General features: G+C 57.1%; 18 protein-coding genes. 6 read left to right on the top strand and 12 right to left on the bottom strand.

Translation table 11 applies throughout. The features are described 5' to 3' along the window. Positions 1-5 precede the first annotated feature (5 nt). Both ltaE and poxB read right to left on the bottom strand, forming a co-directional pair. Positions 6-1,007 carry a low-specificity L-threonine aldolase gene (gene ltaE, locus EDF73_RS07125; protein ID WP_132727643.1) on the bottom strand — a complete coding sequence of 334 codons (1,002 nt, stop codon included), beginning with the start codon at positions 1,005-1,007 and terminating at the stop codon, positions 6-8. Between the two features lie 88 nt (positions 1,008-1,095). After that, positions 1,096-2,814 (bottom strand): ubiquinone-dependent pyruvate dehydrogenase, encoded by a 1,719-nt coding sequence (gene poxB, locus EDF73_RS07120; RefSeq protein WP_132727640.1) that lies wholly within the window; start codon positions 2,812-2,814, stop codon positions 1,096-1,098. 152 nt (positions 2,815-2,966) lie between these two features. On the opposite strand from poxB, the gene EDF73_RS07115 reads away from it, so the two are divergent. Beyond that, positions 2,967-3,401: a DoxX family protein gene (locus EDF73_RS07115; RefSeq protein WP_132727637.1), complete on the top strand. Its 435-nt coding sequence runs from the start codon at positions 2,967-2,969 to the stop codon at positions 3,399-3,401. A 48-nt stretch (positions 3,402-3,449) separates the two neighbouring features. Here the strand turns inward: EDF73_RS07115 and hcr are convergent, their stop codons facing one another. From hcr to aqpZ, 4 genes are all read right to left on the bottom strand, one after another. Next, a complete protein-coding gene (gene hcr / locus EDF73_RS07110; RefSeq protein ID WP_132727634.1) occupies positions 3,450-4,418 on the bottom strand; it encodes an NADH oxidoreductase in 969 nt (322 codons plus the stop codon). A gap of 11 nt (positions 4,419-4,429) precedes the next feature. Beyond that, on the bottom strand, positions 4,430-6,082 hold the full coding sequence (hcp, locus tag EDF73_RS07105) for a hydroxylamine reductase (RefSeq protein WP_132727631.1): 1,653 nt from the start codon (positions 6,080-6,082) through the stop codon (positions 4,430-4,432). A gap of 244 nt (positions 6,083-6,326) precedes the next feature. Beyond that, the gene (locus EDF73_RS07100; protein ID WP_132727628.1) at positions 6,327-7,226 is read right to left on the bottom strand and encodes a lysine exporter LysO family protein; all 900 of its coding nucleotides are present in this window, start codon (positions 7,224-7,226) and stop codon (positions 6,327-6,329) included. Positions 7,227-7,353: 127 nt separating this feature from the next. Then, positions 7,354-8,049 carry an aquaporin Z gene (aqpZ, locus tag EDF73_RS07095; protein WP_132727625.1) on the bottom strand — a complete coding sequence of 232 codons (696 nt, stop codon included), beginning with the start codon at positions 8,047-8,049 and terminating at the stop codon, positions 7,354-7,356. 395 nt (positions 8,050-8,444) lie between these two features. Between aqpZ and EDF73_RS07085 the strand changes: the two genes are divergently transcribed. The 3 genes from EDF73_RS07085 to macB all read left to right on the top strand — a co-directional run bounded on the left by EDF73_RS07085 (position 8,445) and on the right by macB (position 13,275). Next, complete coding sequence (locus EDF73_RS07085; RefSeq protein WP_132727622.1) at positions 8,445-10,103, top strand: ATP-dependent endonuclease; 1,659 nt, start codon at positions 8,445-8,447, stop codon at positions 10,101-10,103. A 116-nt stretch (positions 10,104-10,219) separates the two neighbouring features. Continuing rightward, positions 10,220-11,335: a macrolide transporter subunit MacA gene (gene macA / locus EDF73_RS07080; RefSeq protein WP_132727619.1), complete on the top strand. Its 1,116-nt coding sequence runs from the start codon at positions 10,220-10,222 to the stop codon at positions 11,333-11,335. Then, on the top strand, positions 11,332-13,275 hold the full coding sequence (macB, locus tag EDF73_RS07075; RefSeq protein ID WP_132727616.1) for a macrolide ABC transporter ATP-binding protein/permease MacB: 1,944 nt from the start codon (positions 11,332-11,334) through the stop codon (positions 13,273-13,275). The genes macA and macB overlap by 4 nt, the downstream gene beginning before the upstream one ends. Before the next feature lie 68 nt (positions 13,276-13,343). Here the strand turns inward: macB and cspD are convergent, their stop codons facing one another. Next, the gene (cspD, locus tag EDF73_RS07070; protein WP_004860015.1) at positions 13,344-13,565 is read right to left on the bottom strand and encodes a cold shock-like protein CspD; all 222 of its coding nucleotides are present in this window, start codon (positions 13,563-13,565) and stop codon (positions 13,344-13,346) included. Positions 13,566-13,890: 325 nt separating this feature from the next. Between cspD and clpS the strand changes: the two genes are divergently transcribed. Together clpS and clpA are read left to right on the top strand one after the other, a co-directional pair. Next, positions 13,891-14,208, top strand: coding sequence for an ATP-dependent Clp protease adapter ClpS (gene clpS / locus EDF73_RS07065; protein ID WP_132727613.1), 318 nt, complete (start codon positions 13,891-13,893; stop codon positions 14,206-14,208). 30 nt (positions 14,209-14,238) lie between these two features. Next, entirely contained in the window at positions 14,239-16,518 is a 2,280-nt protein-coding gene (gene clpA / locus EDF73_RS07060; RefSeq protein ID WP_132727610.1) for an ATP-dependent Clp protease ATP-binding subunit ClpA, read from the top strand. Between the two features lie 134 nt (positions 16,519-16,652). Here the strand turns inward: clpA and infA are convergent, their stop codons facing one another. From infA to trxB, 5 genes are all read right to left on the bottom strand, one after another. Continuing rightward, positions 16,653-16,871 carry a translation initiation factor IF-1 gene (infA, locus tag EDF73_RS07055; protein WP_002211347.1) on the bottom strand — a complete coding sequence of 73 codons (219 nt, stop codon included), beginning with the start codon at positions 16,869-16,871 and terminating at the stop codon, positions 16,653-16,655. A gap of 387 nt (positions 16,872-17,258) precedes the next feature. Next, a complete protein-coding gene (gene aat / locus EDF73_RS07050; protein ID WP_132727607.1) occupies positions 17,259-17,963 on the bottom strand; it encodes a leucyl/phenylalanyl-tRNA--protein transferase in 705 nt (234 codons plus the stop codon). Positions 17,964-18,144: 181 nt separating this feature from the next. Beyond that, positions 18,145-19,866: a cysteine/glutathione ABC transporter ATP-binding protein/permease CydC gene (gene cydC, locus EDF73_RS07045; protein ID WP_132727605.1), complete on the bottom strand. Its 1,722-nt coding sequence runs from the start codon at positions 19,864-19,866 to the stop codon at positions 18,145-18,147. Beyond that, entirely contained in the window at positions 19,867-21,633 is a 1,767-nt protein-coding gene (gene cydD, locus EDF73_RS07040; protein ID WP_132727602.1) for a cysteine/glutathione ABC transporter permease/ATP-binding protein CydD, read from the bottom strand. Between the two features lie 114 nt (positions 21,634-21,747). After that, a complete protein-coding gene (trxB, locus tag EDF73_RS07035) occupies positions 21,748-22,716 on the bottom strand; it encodes a thioredoxin-disulfide reductase (RefSeq protein WP_132727600.1) in 969 nt (322 codons plus the stop codon). Positions 22,717-23,136: the final 420 nt, after the last annotated feature.

Genomic DNA, 23,136 nt, shown 5'->3' with positions numbered 1-23,136 from the left:
GCTCCTTAGCGCTGCAAAAATGCCTGCCAGTGGCTGACGACTTCCGCCAGCTGCTGACGGCTGACATCAAGATGGGTGACCAGACGAACGATCGGCGAAGCGTTGATCAGCACCCCGCGCTGTTGCATAAACTCACCCAGCGCCTGGGCATGCTCTTCGCCGACGCGGACAAACAGCATATTGGTGTCATGACGGGTGACGTCGGCGCCAAGCGCGCTGAGCTGGCTGGCCAACCACGCGGCGTTATCGTGATCGTCTTTTAAGCGTTGCACGTTGTTTTGCAGCGCATACAGGCCCGCGGCCGCCAGAATACCGGCCTGACGCATTCCGCCGCCGACCATTTTCCGCCAGCGGGTTGCGCGGCGGATGTATTCGTGACTGCCGACCAGCAGCGAACCGACCGGCGTGCCGAGTCCTTTTGAAAGGCAGATGGTAAAGGAGTCGCAATATTGCGCGATGTCACGCAGTTCGCAGCCGTATTCGACCACCGCATTGAAGATACGCGCGCCGTCAACGTGGAGCGCCAGATTGCGCTGGCGGGTGAATTCCCATGCCGCTTTCAGGTATTCGCGCGGCAGGACTTTACCGTTGTGGGTATTTTCGAGGCTCAGCAGACGGGTCGGGGCAAAATGGATATCGTCAGGCTTAATCTTCGCCGCGACTTTATCCAGCGGCAGAGAGCCGTCGGCCGCGGCGTCGATCGGCTGCGGCTGGATGCTGCCCAGGACCGCCGCGCCGCCCGCCTCATACAGATAGTTATGTGCGCCCTGGCCGACGATATACTCTTCGCCGCGCTGACAGTGGCTGAGCAGGCCGACCAGGTTGGCCTGGGTGCCGGTGGGCAGGAACAGCGCGGCGTCTTTGCCCGCCAGTTCGGCGGCAAAGCGCTGGAGCTCATTAACGGTCGGATCGTCACCATAAACGTCGTCGCCGACCGGGGCGGTCATCATGGCCTCCCGCATGGCGGGGCCAGGGCGGGTTACGGTATCACTGCGTAAATCAATCACGGCATTTCCTTATAAAATGATGAGGTTACCCGCCATCATCCGCATTTAAGTCCGCAGGCGCAAATCATGACGGGGAAGGCTATCTGTTTTACCTGAGCCAGTTGGTTTTCGCCAGTTCGATCACCTCATCCCCGCGTCCGCTGATAATGGCGCGCAGCATATACAGGCTGAAACCCCTGGCCTGTTCCAGTTTGATCTGCGGCGGAATCGCCAGCTCCTCTTTGGCGACGACGACATCGACCAGCACCGGGCCATCGGTGCTGAAGGCGGTTTGTAGCGCCTCATCGACCTCGCTGGCTTTTTCGACGCGGATCCCTTTGATCCCGCAGGCTTCGGCGATACGGGCGAAATTGGTCTCATGCAGCTCGGTGCCGTCGGTCAGATAACCGCCGGCCTTCATCTCCATCGCCACAAACCCGAGCACGCTATTGTTGAAAATCACCAGTTTCACCGGCAGTTTCATTTGCGCCAACGAGAGAAAATCGCCCATCAGCATGCTGAAGCCGCCATCGCCGCACATCGCCACCACCTGACGCTCAGGCGCGGTGGCTTTCGCGCCGATCGCCTGCGGCATCGCGTTGGCCATCGAACCGTGGTTAAACGAGCCGATCAGGCGGCGCTTGCCGTTCATTTTCAGATAGCGCGCGGCCCACACGGTCGGCGTCCCGACATCGCAGGTAAAAATGGCGTCATCAGCGGCGAAGTGGCTAATCTGCTGCGCCAGATACTGAGGATGGATCGCCTTATCGCTGGGCTTCGCCAGATCGTCGAGGCCTTTGCGCGCCTCGCGATAGTGCTCAAGCGCTTTATCGAGGAATTTACGATCGGTTTTCTCCTCCAGATGCGGCAGCAGCGCGCTGAGGGTGGATTTGATATCGCCGACCAGCGCCATATCAACTTTGCTGTGCGCGCCGATACTGCCGGGATTTATGTCGATCTGAATAATTTTCGCCTCGGTGGGGTAGAAGGCCCGGTAGGGGAACTGGGTCCCCAGAAGTACCAGGGTATCGGCGTTCATCATGGTGTGGAAACCGGAAGAGAAACCGATCAGCCCGGTCATGCCGACATCATAGGGGTTGTCGTACTCCACGTGCTCTTTACCGCGTAGGGCGTGGACGATCGGCGCTTTTAATGTTGCCGCGAATTGTACCAGCTCGGTGTGCGCACCGGCGCAGCCGCTCCCGCACATCAGGGCAATATTGCTGGAATAGCGCAGCACCTGCGCCAGCTTTTTGATCTCCTCTTCCGGCGGGGTGACCACCGGCAGCGGGGCGGAATACCAGTGGCTGCTGGCGCTCTCCGGCGCCGCTTTCAGGGCGACATCGCCGGGCAGCACGATCACCGAAACGCCGCGGTTAATCACCGCTTTACGCATGGCTATCGCCAGCACCTGGGGGATCTGTTCCGGCGTGGAGACCAGTTCACAGTAATGGCTGCATTCGCGGAACAACTCCTGCGGATGGGTTTCCTGAAAATAGCCGCTGCCGATTTCGCTGGAGGGAATATGGGCGGCGATGGCGACCACGGGGACGTGGTTGCGATGGCAGTCAAACAGGCCGTTAATCAGATGCAGGTTGCCAGGGCCGCACGAGCCTGCGCATACCGCCAGCTCACCGGTCAGCTGGGCTTCAGCGCCCGCCGCAAAGGCGGCGACCTCTTCATGACGCGTCGGCATCCATGCAATGGTACCCATCCGGTTGAGGCTGTCGCTCAGGCCGTTGAGGGAGTCGCCGGTGACGCCCCATATGCGTTTCACGCCGGCCTGTTCAAGGGTCTTCGCGATGTATGCCGCCACAGTTTGTTTCATGGTTGTCCATCTCCTTTTTGTGATAACGACTACAAGCTTAGATGAAACTGGCGGTTACGCCCGCGATATCCTCTCATTTTAAGTGGCTTTTCTTTGGTGCCAGGTCGGCATAATCTGGCTACACACAAAGTGGTAAACAGGAATCATTTCAGATGGTTAAATCACTGTTAAATGCTGTTAATAAAATGCTGTCTCACGACGATGTCGGCAAACTCTTGTTACGACTTGCGGTCGGCGGGCTGATGCTGTTTCACGGTCTGCATAAACTGTTTGCGGGGGTGTCAGGGATTAGCGGCATGCTGGTGGCGAAAGGATTGCCGGGGTTTATCGCTTATGGGGTGTTAGTGGGAGAGGTGGTGGCGCCTTGCCTGCTGATTGCGGGGATCCTTACCCGCCCGGCGGCGCTGGTTCTGGCATTGACTATGGCGGTGGCATGGCTGATGGTCGGCACCGGTCAAACCTTTATGCTGGATGCGGTCGGAGCCTGGGCAATTGAGAGCCTGGTCTACTTCTTTATCGGCGCGTTGGCGATCGCCTTTCTCGGGGCGGGGCGTTTTTCGCTCGCCGGGAATTCGGCCTGGCGGTAAAGCGCGTGCCGGGTGGCGCATTGGCGGCGCCATCCGGCAGCGCTTAAGCTATGCCAGCACTAAATCGCTCTGCGGATGACAGGAGCAGGCCAGCACGTAGCCGTCGGCGATTTCCGCAGCGCTCAGCGTCATGGTGCTGTTGACCGTGTAGTCGCCGGAAACCACTTTCGTTTTGCAGCAGCCGCAGACGCCGGCGCGGCAGGCGGCGGTAACCGGAACGCTGTTGCTTTCCAGCGCCTCCAGCAGGGTACTACCGACCGGGGCATAAAACGTCTTCGCCGGCTCTAGCTTGCTGAACTTCAGCCCTTCGCTGGCCGCTGCCGCCACCGGCGTAAAGAACCGCTCTTTAAAGAAGCGCGTCACGCCCAGGGCTTTCACTTCTTTTTCGACCAGCTCCATGTACGGCGCGGGACCGCAAGTCATCACCGTACGCGAGGTCAGATCCGGTACGCTTTGCAGCAGTTCGCTGGTCAGTCGGCCGGCCACAAATCCGTGGGGAGCATTATTTTCGGCGACCAATGTCACCGGATATTCACGCCATTGGTCGGCAAAAATGACATCTTCCGGTGAACGAACGTTAAAGATCACCTGCACGTCGGCCCCGGGACGGTACTTCGCCAACCAGCGGCGCATCGACATAATCGGCGTCACGCCGCAGCCGGCAGCCAGCATCAGGAATTTATCGTCTGCTTTGTCTTCACAGGTGAAATCTCCCATTGCATCGGACAGCCAGAGATAGTCGCCGCGTTTCACTTCCCGGGTTAACCACTGCGAACCCGCCCCGCCATCAATCCGGCGAACGGTCAGCGTAATGTATTCGCTGACGCCCGGCGTTGAAGAGAGGGTGTAGGCGCGCAGCGTATCCGCCGAATGGCGCACGCTGACCAGAGCATACTGCCCGGCGCGGTAGGGATAATAGTCGTGACACAGCAATGAAATAGTCCAGACATCCGGCGTTTCCTGATGGATGTGATGAACCTGCATCCGCCACGGGCACTGATGGGTTGGCATCGTCATTCCATTACTCCTTATGCGCTCAGCAGCAGCTGCATGTCTTGTTCAACGGTAGTCACCGAACGCAGGCCAAATTTCTCATTGAGGATCGCCAGCAGATCCGCCGTGAAGAAGCCCGGTGCCGTTGGGCCGGTGACGATGTTTTTCACACCCAACGACAGCAGAGTCAGCAGAATGACAATCGCTTTCTGTTCAAACCACGAAAGCACCAGGGAGAGCGGCAGGTCGTTCACGCCGCAGCCCAGTTTTTCCGCCAGGGTGACCGCCAGAATAATCGCCGAGTAGGCGTCATTGCACTGACCGGCATCCACCAGACGCGGCAGGCCTTCGATGTCGCCGAACTCCAGTTTATTGAAACGGTATTTGCCGCAGGCCAACGTCAGGATCAGACAGTCGTCCGGCACGCTGGTAGCGAAATCGGTAAAGTAGTTACGTTCGCCACGTGCGCCGTCACAGCCGCCGACCAGGAAGATGTGGCGCAGTTTTTCACGGCTCACCAGGTCGATCAGCGTATCCGCCGCGCCTAACAGGGTCTGACGGCCAAAGCCAACGGTGATCAGGTGGGGAATTTCGCTATACGGGAAACCGGCCATCTGCTGAGCCTGGGCGATGACCGGGGCGAAGTTGTCGCCTTCAAGATGGCTCACGCCCGGCCAGCCAACGATGCTGCGGGTCCAGATCCGGTCATCGTATGCACCAACGGTGGGGTCGATGATGCAGTTAGAGGTCATCACGATAGGCCCAGGGAAACGGGCGAATTCCACCTGCTGATTCTGCCAGCCGCTGCCGTAGTTACCGATCAGATGTGTGAATTTGCGCAGTTCCGGGTAGCCGTGCGCCGGCAGCATTTCCCCGTGGGTATAGACATTGACGCCGGTACCTTCGGTTTGCTCCAGCAGGTTATACAGATCCTGCAGATCGTGGCCGGAGATCAGGATGCACTTACCTTCGGTGGCTTTCACGTTCACCTGGGTCGGCGTCGGGTGCCCGTATTTGCTGGTTTCACCGGCGTCCAGGATGCTCATCACTTTGAAGTTCATCTGGCCGATTTCCATTGAGCACGCCAGCAGCGCGTTCAGATCGGCAGGCCAGGTGCCCAGCCACGCCATGATTTTGTGGTAGCGGGCGTAGATATCATTGTCATATTGGCCGAGAACGTGGGCATGTTCCATGTAAGCCGCCGCCCCTTTCAGGCCGTACAGGCATAGCAGGCGCAGGCCGAGAATATTCTCGCCGATGGCGGCTTTATCTTTATTCGGCGTAAATTCCGCCGCCTGACGCTGCAGGTCGCCGAGGTCGTCGCTCACCAGCTGCAGGTCAGCCATCGGGTTGTCTGTGGCGGCACCGGCATCGATATTCAGGCACTGCGCTTTCAGCGCTTCGCGCAGGGCGATAGCTTCACGGGCGTAGCCGACAATACGTGGCGAATCGAAGTTAACGTTGGTCAGCGTGGAGAAGAAGGCGCGCGGGGCAAAGCTATCGACATGGTGATCGATAATGCCATATTCACGGGCCTTGATTGCCCAGGCTGACAAACCTTGTAGGGAAGCGATCAGCAGATCTTGTAGATCGGAAGTTTCAGCCGTTTTACCGCACATACCCTGCGCGTAAGAGCAGCCGTTTCCTGCCGGAGTACGGATGGTTTGTTCACATTGCACACAAAACATGGTCACACCTTTTAAAGTTATATTTAATATACATGTTTAAGGTTATGCCGGGGTAGAAAGGGATAAAAGGTATTTCTGATACAATTTAAAGGGAGATTGATTTAGCGCAAATTTGGCGGCGGCGGGCTACCGCTGCGGAGGTAGAGAGTCTCTTTATCGAGAAGACATCGAGAAGACAAGGGTGATAAAAAGTCTGTCCCCGGCGACATTGTGAAGATGGTCGCCGGGAACAGCGCAGGCTCTATCAGGCCGAGAACATAGCGATCAATACAGGCACCAGCAGGCTCAGAACAAAACCGTGCACGATGGCGGCAGGGACGATCTCCACCCCGGCTGAGCGCTGTAATACCGGCAGGGTAAAGTCCATCGAGGTGGCTCCGCACAGTCCTAATGCCGTGGAGCAGCTGCGACGAACCAGCCCTGGAATCAGCATAATGGCCAGCAGTTCGCGGGAGAGGTCATTAAAGAAGGCGGCGCTACCGATAACCGGTCCGTAAGATTCGGTCATCAGGATCCCCGACAGCGAATACCAGCCAAACCCGGAGGCCATCGCCAGCCCGGCTTTCAGCGGCAGGTCGAGAATAAAAGCGTTAATGACGCCGCCGAGCATCGAACTGGCCACCACCACCACGGCCACTATCATGCCCCGACGATTAAGCACAATTTGCCGTAGGGTCATGCCGTTATTTCGCAGCTGAATACCAATCAGGAACAGCAGGAAGATCAGCGTATATTCGCTGGCCTCTGTCGCATGCTGTAAAAATGACAAACCGCTCAGGCCGATGAGAAAACCAATAAATACCACGCCACACAGCTGCAGTGACTCCATTGCCATGGCCACCCGGGAAGGTAATTTCTCCTGCCGATGCTGGTTGCGCCACGGCATCTTCTGCTCCAGCCACATTAATGCTGCAATATTGCACAGCAGTATAACCACCACGCTGACCACCGCATAATGAAGAATGGATAGCAGGTTGCTGGATAAATTATCGAGGAAGGCCAGGCTAATCCCCATGAAAAAGAGGATCACGTAAACAATCCCGCTCAGCAGTCGTGTAATAAGTTTAAGTGCCGAGGGATGACGCAGAGGAATAAGATAGCCGACGACCAATGGCAGCAGAATGATTAATAATCCCGAAAACATGAACGATGTGGTCCTTGCAGAATGAGGAAAGCGCCACTGACACTACCCAGGTCAGGGAACCGAGTAAAGCTGTACTCCAAAAGAAAGGCCCGGCATTGCCGGGCCTATGGTGAAACCACAAGGCTAATTACCGGCGTTTTTCCAGCAGGGTGCGATACAGCACGCCGCCGAGGATACCGCCGATGATTGGCATCACCCAGAATAACCACAGCTGCTGCAGCGCCCAACCGCCCTGGAAAATCGCCACCGCGGTGCTTCGCGCCGGGTTCACCGAAGTATTGGTCACCGGGATGCTGATTAGGTGGATTAAGGTCAGCGCCAGTCCAATCGCGATTGGCGCAAAGCCCGCCGGGGCGTTTTTATCCGTTGCGCCATGAATAACCAGCAGGAAGCCACAGGTCAGGACAATCTCAATCACAATGGCGGACAGCATCGAATAGCCGCCCGGAGAGTGTTCAGCGAAGCCGTTGGCCGCAAAGCCGCTGGCCGCCGCATCGAAGCCGGCTTTACCGCTGGCGATCACGTACAGAATAGCGGCTGCAATAATCCCGCCAACCACCTGGGCGATAATATAGCCAATCACCTCTTTCGCCGGGAAACGCCCGCCGGCCCACAGACCTAAAGTTACCGCCGGGTTAAAGTGGCCGCCGGAAATATGACCGACGGCAAACGCCATCGTTAATACGGTTAAACCGAAGGCCAGCGCCACGCCGGCAAAACCAATTCCCAGCTCCGGGAATGCGGCTGCCAGCACCGCGCTACCGCAGCCGCCAAACACCAGCCAGAATGTACCGAAACATTCTGCCGCTAATTTTCTGAACATAACCACCTCAAATAATAATGTATATAGGCATGCGTTGTGATGCCGTTCTTTATTTATCAACGTAAAGGATGAAGATAAAAATAAAGCGACGCTATTCTATGGACAATCCCCATCAAGCACCAGACTAAAAAATTAGCGATAATCTGATTTAGGGCCAGGCAATCTTAATCCTTTCGCCAATGATGATTCCAGAGAAGTGTAGAACATAAATAATCAAGATCACCACCGCGCGGAATGAATTCTTTTTAAAGCGCGGAGCGCAATAAATAATCCTATCGCCGAAGCTTTAACCGAACCGCTGCCGGTAGCGGTTTTTGTCCGGAGTGTCATGTTACGCCATGTCTCGCTATACTGCTGATAACTGAAGGAGAAAGTGGTCGCTGAGCGGAGGGGATATGCATCTTGAACGGGTAGAAATCGTCGGTTTTCGCGGTATCAATCGTTTATCGTTGATGCTGGAGCAAAATAACGTTCTGATCGGTGAGAATGCATGGGGTAAATCCAGTCTGCTGGACGCGCTGACGCTGCTCTTATCCCCGGAATGCGAGCTGTACCATTTTGTCCGGGATGATTTTTGGTTCCCGCCTGGCGATGTCCAGGGGCGCGAACATCACCTGCATATCATTTTAACCTTCCGCGAGAACGAACCAGGCCACCACCGGGTGCGGCGTTTTCGCCCGCTCAGCGACTGTTGGGTCCCTTGCGAAGATGGTTTCCAGCGTATCTTTTACCGCCTGGAAGGCGAGCTGGCGGACGACAGTAGCGTGATGACGTTGCGCAGCTTTATCAACGGCAAAGGCGAAGCGCTGGAGCTGGAAGATATCGATGAAAAGGTGCGCCATTTAGTGCGGCTGATGCCGGTTTTGCGCCTGCGTGATGCGCGCTTTATGCGACGCATCCACAATGACAGCGTCCCGCACTCGTCGCAGATAGAGATCACCGCTCGCCAGCTGGATTTTCTCTCCCGCGAGCTGGTGAACCACCCGCAAAATTTAACCGATGGCCAGATCCGCCAGGGGCTATCGGCGATGGTGCAACTGCTGGAACACTATTTTGCGGAACAAAGCAGCGCGCAATCTCGTCACCGGCTGATGCGCCGTCACTCCCATGATGAACAGCGCAGCTGGCGCTATCTGGACATTATCAACCGGATGATTGATAAACCCGGCGGCCGCAGCCATCGGGTGATCCTGCTGGGGCTGTTTTCGACCCTGCTGCAGGCGAAAGGGACGGTGAGGCTTGACCGCGACGCGCGGCCGCTGTTGCTGATCGAAGATCCGGAAACCCGCCTGCACCCGATTATGCTGTCGGTGGCCTGGCATTTACTCAATTTACTGCCGCTCCAGCGCATCACGACAACCAACTCGGGTGAACTCCTGTCGCTGACCCCCGTGGAGCACGTTTGTCGGCTGGTGCGCGAATCGTCGCGCGTTTCGGCCTGGCGGCTCGGGCCTGGCGGAATGAATGCCGAAGATAGCCGACGGATCGCTTTTCATATTCGCTTTAACCGCGCCTCCTCGCTGTTTGCCCGCTGTTGGCTGCTGGTGGAAGGCGAGACCGAGACCTGGGTGATCAACGAACTGGCCCGTCAGTGCGGGCATCACTTTGATGCTGAAGGGGTGAAGGTGATTGAGTTTGCTCAGTCAGGGCTGAAGCCGTTAATTAAATTTGCCCGCCGGATGGGCATTCAATGGCACGTGCTGGTCGACGGCGATGAGGCAGGGAAAAAATATGCCGCCACGGTGCGCGGCCTGCTTAATGATGACCGCGACCTTGAACGCGAACATCTGACCACGCTTCCGGCGCTGGATATGGAACACTTTATGTATCGCCAGGGTTTTAACGATGTTTATCATCGGGTGGCCCAGCTGCCGGCCAACGTTCCGATGAATATGCGTCGGGTGATCACGAAAGCTATCCATCGCTCATCGAAACCGGATCTGGCGATTGAAGTGGCGATGGAGGCCGGGCGCCGCGGCGTTGAGTCGGTGCCGACGCTGTTGAAAAAAATGTTCTCCCGCGTGCTGTGGCTGGCGCGCGGTCGGGCGGATTAGTCCCCGGCCGGCCGGGAGAGCAAAAGTGCAGGGCGAGTCAAATACAGGGTTATGTTTTCGCTATATCCAGATAGAATCACCACCTGGCGCTGCGGGTTAAAACATCAGGAATTTTTATGAAGCTCAATGGAAAACGCAGGAAAGTCTGGTGGCTGCTAGCCATTGCGGTACTGGCCGTGGCCGTCTGGGGATGGCGGATCTTAAATGCGCCGCTGCCGCAGTATCAGACATTGGTGGTGCGTAAAGGCGATTTGCAGCAGAGCGTGCTGGCAACCGGCAAGCTCGACGCCCTGCGCAAAGTGGATGTCGGAGCCCAGGTGAGCGGGCAGTTAAAAACGCTGCGCGTGAATATTGGCGACAAAGTCCAGAAGGATCAACTGCTGGGGGTTATCGATCCCGAGCAGGCGGAAAACCAGATTAAAGAAGTTGAGGCCACGCTGATGGAGCTGCGCGCCCAGCTCAATCAGGCGCGTGCCGAACGTCAACTTGCCGCCGTCACCTTAGCGCGCCAGCGGCAGCTGGCCCAGCGTCAACTGATTTCACGCCAGGATCTGGATACCGCGGCGACCGATTTGGCGGTGAAAGAGGCGCAAATCGGTACCATCGAGGCGCAGGTCAAACGCAATCAGGCGACGCTGGATACCGCAAAAACCAACCTCGATTACACCCGTATTGTCGCGCCGATGTCCGGCGAAGTGACGCAAATTACCACCCTGCAGGGGCAAACGGTGATTGCCGCTCAGCAGGCGCCGAATATCCTGACGCTGGCCGATCTCAGCACCATGCTGGTGAAGGCTCAGGTCTCGGAAGCCGATGTCATTCACCTGCGTCCCGGGCAAAAAGCCTGGTTCACGGTGCTGGGCGATCCGCTGACCCGCTATGAGGGCAGCCTGAAGGATATTTTACCCACCCCGGAGAAGGTCAACGATGCCATTTTCTATTACGCCCGTTTTGAAGTGCCGAATCCGCAGGGCATTCTGCGCCTTGAAATGACCGCCCAGGTGCATATCCAGATGGCGGAAGTCAAAAATGTCATCACGATTCCGCTGAGCGCGTTAGGCGATGCGATCGGCGATAACCGCTACCACGTGCGTCTGCTGCGTTCCGGCGAGGTTAAAGAGCGGGAGGTGACCATCGGATCGCGTAACGATACCGATGTGGCGGTGGTGAAAGGGTTAGAGGAAGGCGATGAGGTGATCGTCGGTGAAAGTCATGCCGGGACGGCAAAATGACGGCGTTGCTGGAACTGCGTGATATCCGCCGCAGCTATCCTTCCGGCGGCGGCAGCGTGGATGTACTTAAAGGCGTCACGTTGAGTATTGCCGCCGGTGAAATGGTGGCTATCGTCGGCGCCTCCGGTTCCGGTAAGTCGACGCTGATGAATATTCTCGGCTGCCTCGATAAGCCGACCAGCGGCACCTACCGCGTTGCCGGGACGGATGTCGCGCAGCTTAGCGGCGATGAGCTGGCCCGCCTGCGGCGGGAACATTTTGGCTTTATCTTCCAGCGTTACCACCTGCTGTCACACCTGACGGCGGCCCAGAACGTGGAGGTGCCTGCGGTGTATGCCGGCACCGAGCGACGGCGACGCCTGGTGCGGGCGCACGAACTGCTGGTGCGGCTGGGGCTTGGCGAGCGCGCGGAGTACCAACCGTCGCAGCTCTCCGGCGGTCAGCAGCAGCGGGTCAGTATTGCCCGCGCCTTAATGAACGGCGGAGAGGTCATTCTGGCCGATGAGCCCACCGGGGCGCTGGACAGCCGTTCCGGTGAAGAGGTGATGGCGATCCTCCATCAGCTGAAATCCCAGGGACATACGGTGATCATCGTCACCCATGACCCCCAGGTGGCCGCGCAGGCCGAGCGGATCATTGAGATCCGCGATGGCGAGATTGTGCGTAATCCACCGGCGAAAACGGGGACCGGCGGCGTGGCGCGTCAGCTGAGCCGCGAGGAGCCTTCCGCATGGCGCCAGTTCAGCAGCGGCTTTCGTGAGGCGCTGGTGATGGCCTGGCGGGCGATGGCGGCCAATAAAATGCGTACCCTGCTGACCATGCTCGGCATCATCATTGGTATCGCCTCGGTGGTGTCGATTGTGGTGGTCGGCGACGCGGCAAAACAGCTGGTGCTGGCCGATATTCGCGCCATCGGCACCAATACTATCGATGTCTATCCCGGCAAGGATTTTGGCGATGACGACCCGCGCTATCAGCAGGCGCTGAAGTATGATGACCTGCTGGCGATCCAGAAGCAGCCGTGGGTGAGTTCAGCGACCCCCGCGGTGTCGAAAAGCCTGCGTCTGCGGGCGGATAATATTGATGTCGCCGCCAGCGCCGAAGGGGTAGGGCCACAGTATTTTAACGTCTACGGGATGACTTTCAGCGAAGGTAATACCTTCAACGAGCTGCAGCTCAATAGCCGGGCGCAGGTGGTGGTTCTGGACAGTAACGCCCGGCGTCAGCTGTTTCCGCATAAAGCGCGGGTGGTCGGGGAAATCATCCTGATCGGCAATATGCCGGCCACCGTCGTGGGAGTGGCGGATGAGAAGCAGTCGATGTTCGGCAGCAGTAAAATCCTGCGGGTCTGGCTGCCGTACACCACCATGGCGGGAAGGGTGATGGGGCAGTCATGGCTGAACTCAATTACCGTTCGCGTGCGGGAAGGCTATGACAGCGCCACCGCCGAGCAGCAGCTGCTGCGTTTGCTCGAACTGCGCCACGGTAAAAAAGATGTTTTCACCTGGAATATGGACAGCATCTTGAAAACGGCGGAACGGACCACACATACATTACAGCTGTTTCTGACTCTGGTCGCGGTTATCGCTCTGGTGGTGGGCGGTATCGGCGTGATGAACATTATGCTGGTGTCGGTGACCGAACGAACCCGTGAGATTGGGATTCGGATGGCGGTCGGGGCGCGGGCCAGCGACGTGCTGCAGCAGTTTTTGATCGAGGCGGTATTAGTCTGTCTGGTGGGGGGCGCGCTGGGGGTGACGTTATCGCTGATGATAGCCTTCATCCTGCAGCTGTTTTTGCCCGGCTGGGAGATCGGTTTTTCACCGCTGGCGCTGGTCACCGCATTTTTGTGTTCGACGCTGACCGGCGTGCTGTTTGGCTGGCTTCCGGCGCGCAATGCCGCTCGTCTCGACCCGGTGGACGCGTTGGCTCGCGAGTAGAAACAAAAAAATGCCAGTCAGAAGGACTGGCATTTTACGGGCAGGATGTACACAATGAAGCAAAAGAGTTATGCAGCCGCTTCCGCTTCCACAGGAACAATCACGCTGGCGTGATTGCCTTTCGGCCCCTGGTGAACATCAAACCGAACGGCTTGTCCGGCTTTTAGCGTTCTGTAACCATCCATCTGGATGGTGGAGTAATGGGCGAAAATGTCTTCGCCGCCGCCCTCAGGGCAAATAAAGCCGAACCCTTTGGCATTGTTGAACCACTTAACAGTACCCATTTCCATACTTCGACATCCTTCGTAAATCTTTATAAGTAAGATGGAATGAACCGGTGGTGGAGTGACGAGTTGTTCAAATGCTCGCCAACTCTCGCCAGTACAATTTAGAGAAATACGGAAATGCGTCAAGCGATTGACGGTAGTGGGAGGCGAAAAATGCGTCAAAATTTGAAGCAGTTAACGCTATTGCCGGGGAATGTGACAGACATCGCGGATGGAAGTAATAGATGATAGTTATCTATGATCTATTGTAGATTTGTGGTGTGCATAGCCTCTGGTCATCGACAGGCCGCCGCCTGTTGGCAACAGCAACCGATGATGAACACTGACGATGAGTAAGAGAGATTGGCTGGACTTCGATCAGCTGGTAGAAGACGAAGTTCGTAATGAGCTTAAACCACCATCGATGTATAAAGTGATATTGGTCAATGATGACTACACTCCAATGGAGTTTGTTATTGACGTGTTACAAAAATTCTTTTCTTATGATGTAGAACGTGCAACGCAACTGATGCTGACGGTTCACTATCAAGGTAAAGCGATTTGTGGGGTATTTACCGCAGAAGTGGCGGAAACCAAAGTCGCGATGGTGAATGAATACGCGAAGGAGAACGAGCATCCATTGCTGTGTACGCTAGAGAAAGCCTGAAGACAGGCATGAAAATTGGGGGAGGTGCCTATGCTCAATCAAGAACTGGAACTCAGTTTAAATATGGCTTTCGCCAGAGCGCGCGAGCACCGTCATGAGTTCATGACCGTCGAGCACTTGTTGCTGGCTCTGCTTAGCAACCCCTCGGCCCGCGAAGCGCTTGAAGCGTGTTCTGTGGACCTGGTGGCGCTGCGTCAGGAACTTGAAGCCTTCATCGAACAGACCACACCCGTTCTACCCGCCACGGAAGAAGAGCGCGACACTCAGCCGACGCTGAGTTTCCAGCGCGTGCTGCAGCGTGCGGTCTTCCATGTACAGTCCTCTGGCCGCAGTGAAGTGACCGGCGCCAACGTTCTGGTCGCGATTTTCAGCGAGCAGGAGTCCCAGGCGGCCTATCTGCTGCGTAAACACGAGGTCAGCCGTCTTGACGTCGTGAACTTCATCTCTCATGGTACGCGCAAAGACGAGCCGAGCCAGTCTTCCGATAACAGCGGAAGCCAGCCCGGCAATGAAGAGCAAGCAGGCGGGGAGGAACGTATGGAAAACTTCACCACCAATCTCAATCAGCTTGCTCGCGTCGGCGGTATCGATCCGTTGATCGGCCGCGAAAAAGAGCTGGAGCGCGCTATTCAGGTTCTGTGCCGCCGGCGTAAAAATAACCCGCTGCTGGTGGGGGAATCCGGCGTAGGTAAAACCGCGATCGCCGAAGGGCTCGCCTGGCGTATTGTCCAGGGCGACGTGCCGGAGATCATGGCCGATTGCACGATCTACTCGCTGGATATTGGCTCTCTGCTGGCGGGAACAAAATACCGCGGTGATTTCGAAAAACGTTTCAAAGCGCTGCTCAAACAGCTTGAGCAGGATACCAACAGCATTCTGTTTATTGATGAAATCCACACCATTATCGGTGCGGGCGCCGCTTCCGGTGGGCAGGTCGATGCCGCCAACCTGATTAAACCGCTGCTTTCCAGCGGCAAGATCCGGGTGATGGGGTCAACCACCTATCAGGAGTTCAGCAATATCTTCGAAAAAGACCGGGCGCTGGCTCGTCGTTTCCAGAAGATCGACATTACTGAGCCTTCCGTGGAAGAGACGGTGCAGATTATCAATGGTCTGAAGCCGAAGTACGAAGCGCACCACGATGTGCGTTACACCGCGAAAGCGGTTCGTGCGGCGGTGGAGCTGGCGGTGAAATACATTAACGACCGTCATTTGCCGGACAAGGCGATTGACGTCATTGATGAAGCGGGCGCGCGGGCGCGGTTAATGCCGGCCAGCAAGCGCAAGAAAACCGTTAACGTGGCGGATATCGAATCCGTGGTTGCGCGTATTGCGCGTATTCCAGAGAAGAGCGTTTCGCAGAGCGACCGCGATACGCTGAAAAACCTTGGCGAGCGCCTGAAAATGCTGGTCTTTGGTCAGGGCAAAGCGATTGAGGCCTTAACCGAGGCGATCAAGATGGCGCGTGCCGGACTGGGGCATGAGCACAAACCGGTGGGTTCCTTCCTGTTTGCCGGGCCGACCGGGGTCGGGAAAACCGAGGTGACCGTGCAGCTGGCGAAAGCGCTGGGGATTGAGCTGCTGCGTTTTGATATGTCCGAATATATGGAACGTCATACCGTCAGCCGCTTGATTGGCGCGCCTCCGGGCTACGTGGGGTTCGATCAGGGTGGGCTGCTGACCGATGCGGTGATCAAACATCCGCACGCGGTGCTGCTGCTCGATGAGATTGAAAAAGCGCATCCGGACGTCTTTAACCTGCTGCTGCAGGTCATGGATAACGGTACGTTGACCGATAACAACGGCCGCAAGGCGGACTTCCGCAACGTGGTGCTGGTGATGACCACCAACGCCGGCGTGCGTGAGACCGAGCGTAAATCGATCGGTCTTATCCAGCAGGATAACAGCCCGGATGCGATGGAAGAGATCAAGAAGATCTTTACGCCGGAGTTCCGTAACCGTCTCGACAACATTATCTGGTTCGATCATCTGTCCACCACGGTGATCCATCAGGTGGTGGATAAGTTTATCGTCGAGCTGCAGGTTCAGCTGGATCAGAAAGGTGTGTCGCTGGAAGTGAGTCAGGAAGCGCGTGACTGGCTGGCGGAAAAAGGCTATGACCGGGCAATGGGCGCACGTCCGATGGCGCGCGTAATTCAGGATAACCTGAAGAAACCGTTGGCTAACGAGCTGCTGTTCGGGTCGCTGGTGGATGGCGGTCAGGTTACCGTCGCCCTGGATAAAGAGCAAGGCACGCTGACGTATGATTTCCAAAGTGCGCAGAAGCATAAACCGGAAACCGCGCATTAAAGCGGTTCTCTGATAGTAAAAAACCGGCCCGTGGGCCGGTTTTTTTATACCCGCCGTTTTAGCAGATAACCGATATGAAAAGACCGGGAATTATCCCGGCCTTCAGCATCTGACGCCACGAGGGCGGAAAACTATCAGCGACTACGGAAGACAATGCGGCCTTTGCTCAGGTCGTACGGGGTCAGCTCAACAGTCACTTTGTCGCCCGTCAGAATGCGGATGTAGTTTTTACGCATTTTACCGGAAATATGCGCAGTTACCACGTGACCGTTTTCCAGTTCTACGCGGAACATTGTGTTAGGCAACGTGTCAAGTACGGTGCCCTGCATTTCAATATTGTCTTCTTTGGCCATCTAGTCCTCTGGGGTATCACTACCGTAGTTTTGAACCGGCAAGATAATGCCGAAGTTCAGCGAGTAAGTAAAGTTTTACGTTTGTGTGCTTTATCTTTCAGGCTCTCTTCGCTTACCTGGTCACATAGTTATTGACGCTGCCAGGCGCTTTGTTGTGCCTTCCTGACGCATCCTAAATTATTAAGGGTATAAGTCATTGAAGTAGTTTTGGCGCATTGCCCGGAATTCACACGGATAAGCCGCATGACAGGCGCAAACGTAAAGGGGAGTGACAGAACGATGGGCGTTATCTGACTCTTATTATTCCCATAACGGCGGCGGGGCAACAGGCAGAAGCTACTCTACTGCGCAATTATACCATCACGGTGAAAAATGTGCTGAAAACATTTACACATTGCCGGTAAATAGCACCCTGGGCACCCAAAATCTTTCCGGCAGACGGAAGGTCCGCAATATCGCCAGGCTATCGAGATAATCGCGGCGGGGGATTTCGCTCGCCCCCAGCGATGCCGTATGATTATTCAGCACCTGGCAGTCAATTAATTTCCCGCCGTCGCGCATAAACGCCTGGCAGAATACCAGCAGCGCGGTTTTCGAGGCATTTTCCGCGCGGCTGAACATCGACTCGCCGCAAAATAGCGCGCCTTGCGCCACGCCGTACATCCCTCCCACCAGCGTATTGCCGAGCCACACCTCGATCGAGTGCGCATGACCCAGCTCGTGGAGCTGGTGATAGGCCTTCACGATGCTGGGCGTAATCCAGGTCCCTTCATCACGATTGTCGGCACAGCCCGCGATAACCTCGCCGAAGGCATGGTTCAGCGTGACGCGATAGGGAGAGCGCTGATGGAAACGTTTCATGCTGCGGCTGAGGTGAAACCGTTCAGGCCACAGCACCGCGCGCGGATCGGGAGACCACCATAAAATAGGGTCGCCCGGAGAAAACCAGGGGAAAATTCCGTGCTGATAGGCCATCAGCAGGCGCGCCGGGCTAAGATCGCCGCCGAGCGCCAGCAGGCCATTCGGTTCGCGCAGGGCGCCTTCCGGGGAAGGAAAGGCAATGGACTGACGGGAAAGCTGAACCAGACGCATTTTAACCTCAATACGCACCAGGCAATTGTTCAATATATTCGCTGTCTTACAAGCGTACATCAGCCCCGTGGTCCCACCGTGGCCACAGGCCAGTGCCTGACTCCACGGGGCCGCTTTCAGCACGCCTGAAACTCATAGAGTATATACGCAAAACGTTGTACAGCACCTTCAGACAAGCGGTCTACAGACGCTGCTTAAACTGGTAGTAACGCCCCTGTTCGGCCAGCAGTTCCGCGTGACTACCTTGCTCAATAATCTCGCCGTTGTCCATGACAATTATCTGATTAAAACGCGCCAGGCCGCGCAGACGGTGGGTGACCATCAGCACGGTCTTCTCGCTCATGACCTCAGCGAGTAAATCCAGAATCTGGCTTTCCGTCGTGGCATCGAGACCTTCGGTGGGCTCATCAAGCAGCATCAGCGGCGCGTCGTGCAGCAGCGCACGGGCGATGGCCAGTCTGCGGAGTTCGCCGCCGGAGAGCTGACGGCCACCTTCGCCGAGCCAGCTATTGAGACCGCCGTCTTCCAGTAGCTTATCCAGCCCGACGCGTTGCAGGGTGTTCATCAACTGGGTATCGCTGGCCTGCGGCGCCGCCAGCAGCAGGTTGTCGCGCAGCGTGGCGCTAAACAGGTGCACGCGCTGGGGGACAACGCTCATCGCCTGGCGTAGGGTCGCTTCGTTGAGCTGGGTTAACGGCCGATCGTTGAGCAGAATCTCTCCCTGCGCGGGATCCCAGGCGCGGGTCAGGAGTTGCAGCAGCGTGGATTTGCCGCAGCCGGTGCGCCCCAGAATGGCAATATGCTCTCCGGGGGCGATCTGCAACGAGATGTTTTCCAGCGCCGGCGTGGTCTGCTGCGGATAGCTGAAGGAGACCTGATTAAAGGTCAGCGCAACCTGCGCAAACTGCCGATCGGCGCCCTGTACGAAGGAGACCTCCGGCTGCTGTTCGGTAATTTGCGTAATCCGTCGGGCGGAGGCGATGACCTGCCCGAGGTGCTGAAATGCGCCGGTGACCGGGGCCAGCGCTTCAAAGGCCGCCAGCGCGCAGAAGACAAACAGCGCAATCAGCGCGCCGGGCTGGCTATTGCCACCGACGCCGGCAGAGGCGAGCCACAGCATGGCTACTACCGCTATCCCGCTCACCAGCAGCATCAGCGCCTGCGATAGCGCCGTCAGCTCGGCCTGGCGACGTTGCGCATCCTGCCAGTGCAGTTCGGTCTTTTCCATCTGGGCGCGGTAGCGGTCGCTGGCGCTGAACAGCATCAGCTCAGCTTGTCCCTGCAGCCAGGCGGTAAGCTGCTGGCGGTACTGCCCGCGCATTTGCGTCATGCTTTCACCGGCCGGTTTACCCGCCCGATAAAACAGCGGCGGCAGGATCAACAGCGTCAGCAGCATAATTCCCCCCAGCGTCAGCGCCAGCGTGACGTCGAGAATGCTTAAGCCCGCGCTGACCACCACAATGACCACCAGCGCTCCCACCAGCGGGGAAATCACCCGCAGATAGAGATGGTCCAGAGTATCAACGTCGGCGACCACCCGGTTGAGCAGTTCGCCCTGACGAAAACGCGCCAGCCCGGCAGGGGAGAGCGGCAGCAGCTTGCTGAAGGTGAAAACGCGCAGATGTTGCAGGACGCGGAAAGTGGCGTCGTGGCTGACGAGGCGTTCGAAGTAGCGACCGGCGGTACGAATAATTGCCGCGCCGCGCACGCCTGCGGCCGGCAGCATATAGTTAAAACTGTAGATCCCGGCGACGCCGACCACGGCGGAGGCCGATAAGAACCACCCCGACAGCGTCAGCAGGCCGATGCTGGCCAGCAGGGTGACGATGGCCAGCACCACGCCAAGCGTCAGCAACCAGATGTGCCGTTTATACAGCGCCAGATAGGGTAATAATGCGCGCATTTAAATCTCCTCCGGACGGTGGGCCAGCAGCCCGGCGAAAGGACCGCCGGCGGCGGCCAGCTGCGAATAAAGCCCCTGTTCGACAATCTGTCCATCCTGCATCACCCAGATCGCATCCCAGTCGGCGAGACCTTCCAGCTGGTGGGTCACCATCAGCGTCGTTTGTTGTGAAGAAGCGTGAAAAAGCGCCTGCATGACCCGCTGTTCGCTATGCGCATCGAGGCTGGCGGCGGGTTCATCCAGCAGCAGCAGACGGCAGGGCATCAGCAGCGCCCGCGCGACGGCAATTCGCTGCGCCTGGCCGACCGACAGGCGAGCGGCCTGATCGCCAACCAGCGTGTCAATACCTTGCGGCAGCTGGGCCACGAATTCGCTCACCCAGGCTTTATCCAGCGCCAGCTGGAGCTGCGATTCGCTGGCTTCCGGCGATGCCAACAGCACGTTATCACGCAGCGTGGCGGCGGGGAGCTGCGGGTTTTGCCCCACCCAGCTCAGCAGGCGATGCCAACGGCTGGCGTCAAGATCGCGCAGTTCCACGTCGTTGACCATCAGCGAACCCTCGTAGGGGAGAAAGCCGGTTAAGGTATTCAGCAGCGAACTTTTACCGGATCCGCTTTTCCCTACCAGCACCACGCGCTTGCCGGCGGGAAGAGTAAAGTTGAGCGGACCCGCCAGCACTTTGCCTTCAGGTGATTTAACGATTAAATCGCGGGCTTCGAGGCGAATCAGCTCATTGTCGCTGAGTACCTTTTCACCGCGTTTCGCCTGCGCCAGCGGCGTTTCCATAAACGTTTTCAGACTATCCGCCGCGCCAATGGCCTGCGCCCTGGCATGGTAGAACGTGCCTAAGTCACGCAGCGGCTGGAAAAACTCCGGTGCCAGGATCAGCGCCAGAAAACCAGACATCAGGGTGACGCCGGCACCGTAGTGGCCGAAATTCAGCTCTCCGAGGTAGGAGAAACCGAAGTAGACCGCCACCAGGGCAATGGAGAGCGAAGTGAAAAACTCCAGCACCCCGGAAGAGAGGAAGGCGAGACGCAATACTTCCATCGTCCGCTGACGGAAATCCTGGGAGGCCTCACGAATGTTATCCGTTTCCGCGGCGCCGCGATGAAAGATGCGCAGCGTTTCCATGCCGCGCAGGCGGTCGAGAAAATGCCCGCTCAGGCGGGCCAGCGCCAGGAAGTTACGCCGGTTAGCATCCGCGGCCCCCATCCCTACCAACGCCATAAACAGCGGAATCAGCGGTGCGGTGCCGAGCAGAATCAGCGCGGCGGCCCAGTTAATCGGCAACAGGGTGAGGACGATCAGCAGCGGCACGCAGGCCGCCAGCGTCATCTGCGGCAGGTAGCGCGCGTAGTAATCGTGCATATCGTCAATTTGTTCGAGTATGAGCGTCGCCCAGCTCCCGGCCGGTTTACCCTGAATCCACGCGGGACCGGCCTGCTGCAGGCGATCGAGAACCTGACGGCGAATCTCATAACGAATGTGTTGCCCGGCATAGAAGCCCACCCGCTCGCGCAGCCATACCACCCAGGCCCGGAGAACAAAAATCAGCACCAGGACGATAAACGGCAGTACCAGCGCCGTCGCCGGAATATTCTCCATAATCATGCGGTGCAGGATCCGCGCCAGCAGCCATGCCTGAGCGACGATCAGAAGGCCGCTAATGACGCCCAGCGCGCGGGAAATCATCAACCAGCGACGGGAGAGAATGCTTTGCTCTTTTAACCAGCGGGTTAACTCTTGTTGACGGGTTTTATTCATTGCGCACTTAGCAGGTGTAGTTATGAGGTTTTTGGGCCACGCAATGTTACAACGAGGAAAAAATAAAGGCGACTTTTCGTCGCCTTCTTTACCTTTGTTACTGACTTGTAAAGATTATTTGCACGCGTCGGCTAAACCGTCAAGATAGCGCTCAGCGTCCAGCGCCGCCATACAGCCGGTGCCTGCGGAGGTGATCGCCTGACGATAGATATGGTCCATCACGTCGCCCGCGGCGAAAACGCCCGGAATGCTGGTCTGGGTAGCATTGCCGTGGATCCCGGACTGCACTTTGATATAGCCGTTTTCCAGCGCCAGCTGACCGTCGAAGATCGCCGTATTCGGGCTGTGGCCGATAGCGACAAACAGACCCGCCACTTCCAGCGATTCGATATTGTCCGCGTTTTGCGTATCACGCAGACGCAGACCGCTCACGCCCATCTGATCGCCGGTCACTTCTTCCAGCGTGCGGTGGGTGTGCAGCACGATGTTGCCGTTTGCCACTTTGTCCATCAGGCGGTTGATGAGAATTTTTTCGGCGCGGAAGGTATCGCGACGGTGAATCAGGTGCACTTCAGAGGCGATGTTAGAGAGATACAGAGCCTCTTCCACCGCGGTGTTGCCGCCGCCGATGACCGCGACTTTCTGGTTGCGGTAGAAGAAACCGTCGCAGGTTGCGCAGGCGGAAACGCCGCGCCCTTTGAAGGCCTCTTCCGACGGCAGACCCAGATAACGCGCTGAAGCGCCGGTGGCAATAATCAGCGCGTCACAGGTGTATTCACCGCTGTCGCCGACCAGGCGGAAAGGACGGTTCTGCAGATCGACGCTGTTGATATGGTCGAAAATAATTTCGGTATCGAATTTCGTCGCATGCTCATGCATACGTTCCATCAGCAGCGGGCCGGTCAGATCGTTTGCATCGCCGGGCCAGTTTTCCACTTCGGTGGTGGTGGTCAGCTGACCGCCTTTTTCCATGCCGGTAATCAGCACCGGCTGCAGGTTTGCGCGCGCTGCGTAGACGGCAGCGGTGTATCCCGCAGGTCCAGAACCAAGAATAAGCAGTTTACTGTGTTTGGTCGTGCCCATGAGATCCCCATAATTTATTGGCATACATTGGCTTGGATTGTAGGGAATTTGTTGGCGTAAAAAAAGAGCGCAGCGGTTTTGTTAACGATATGTGCAATCGGGGGCGCCGATGAACTGGCGATTTTACGCACGAAGAATATAACTAATTCTACTGTCAGCGGGACAATTATAAGATGAAAACATGAGGATCCACGGGGGTGGATAATGAATATCTGGCATCTTGTACTAAAAATCGATGTTTTGCTTTGACAATCCCCTGTGCTTTTGCGAAAACATTCATGGAAGACAAAAAGCAGTGTTTCGCGTGTGGCGAATTTTCATGCACGCAAATGCCATTTTTATCCGGGTCAGCGAAATCTACGCATGGTGTGGACAGACGCCATGCGTGATGTCGGTGACTGCCGTCAGGCAACGGGCTTC

Origin of the sequence: Klebsiella sp. BIGb0138, assembly GCF_004342285.1 — a bacterium.
Taxonomy (GTDB): domain Bacteria; phylum Pseudomonadota; class Gammaproteobacteria; order Enterobacterales; family Enterobacteriaceae; genus Klebsiella.
Note: the sequence above shows the minus strand (reverse complement) of the source record. Positions and strands in the feature narration are given on the sequence as shown.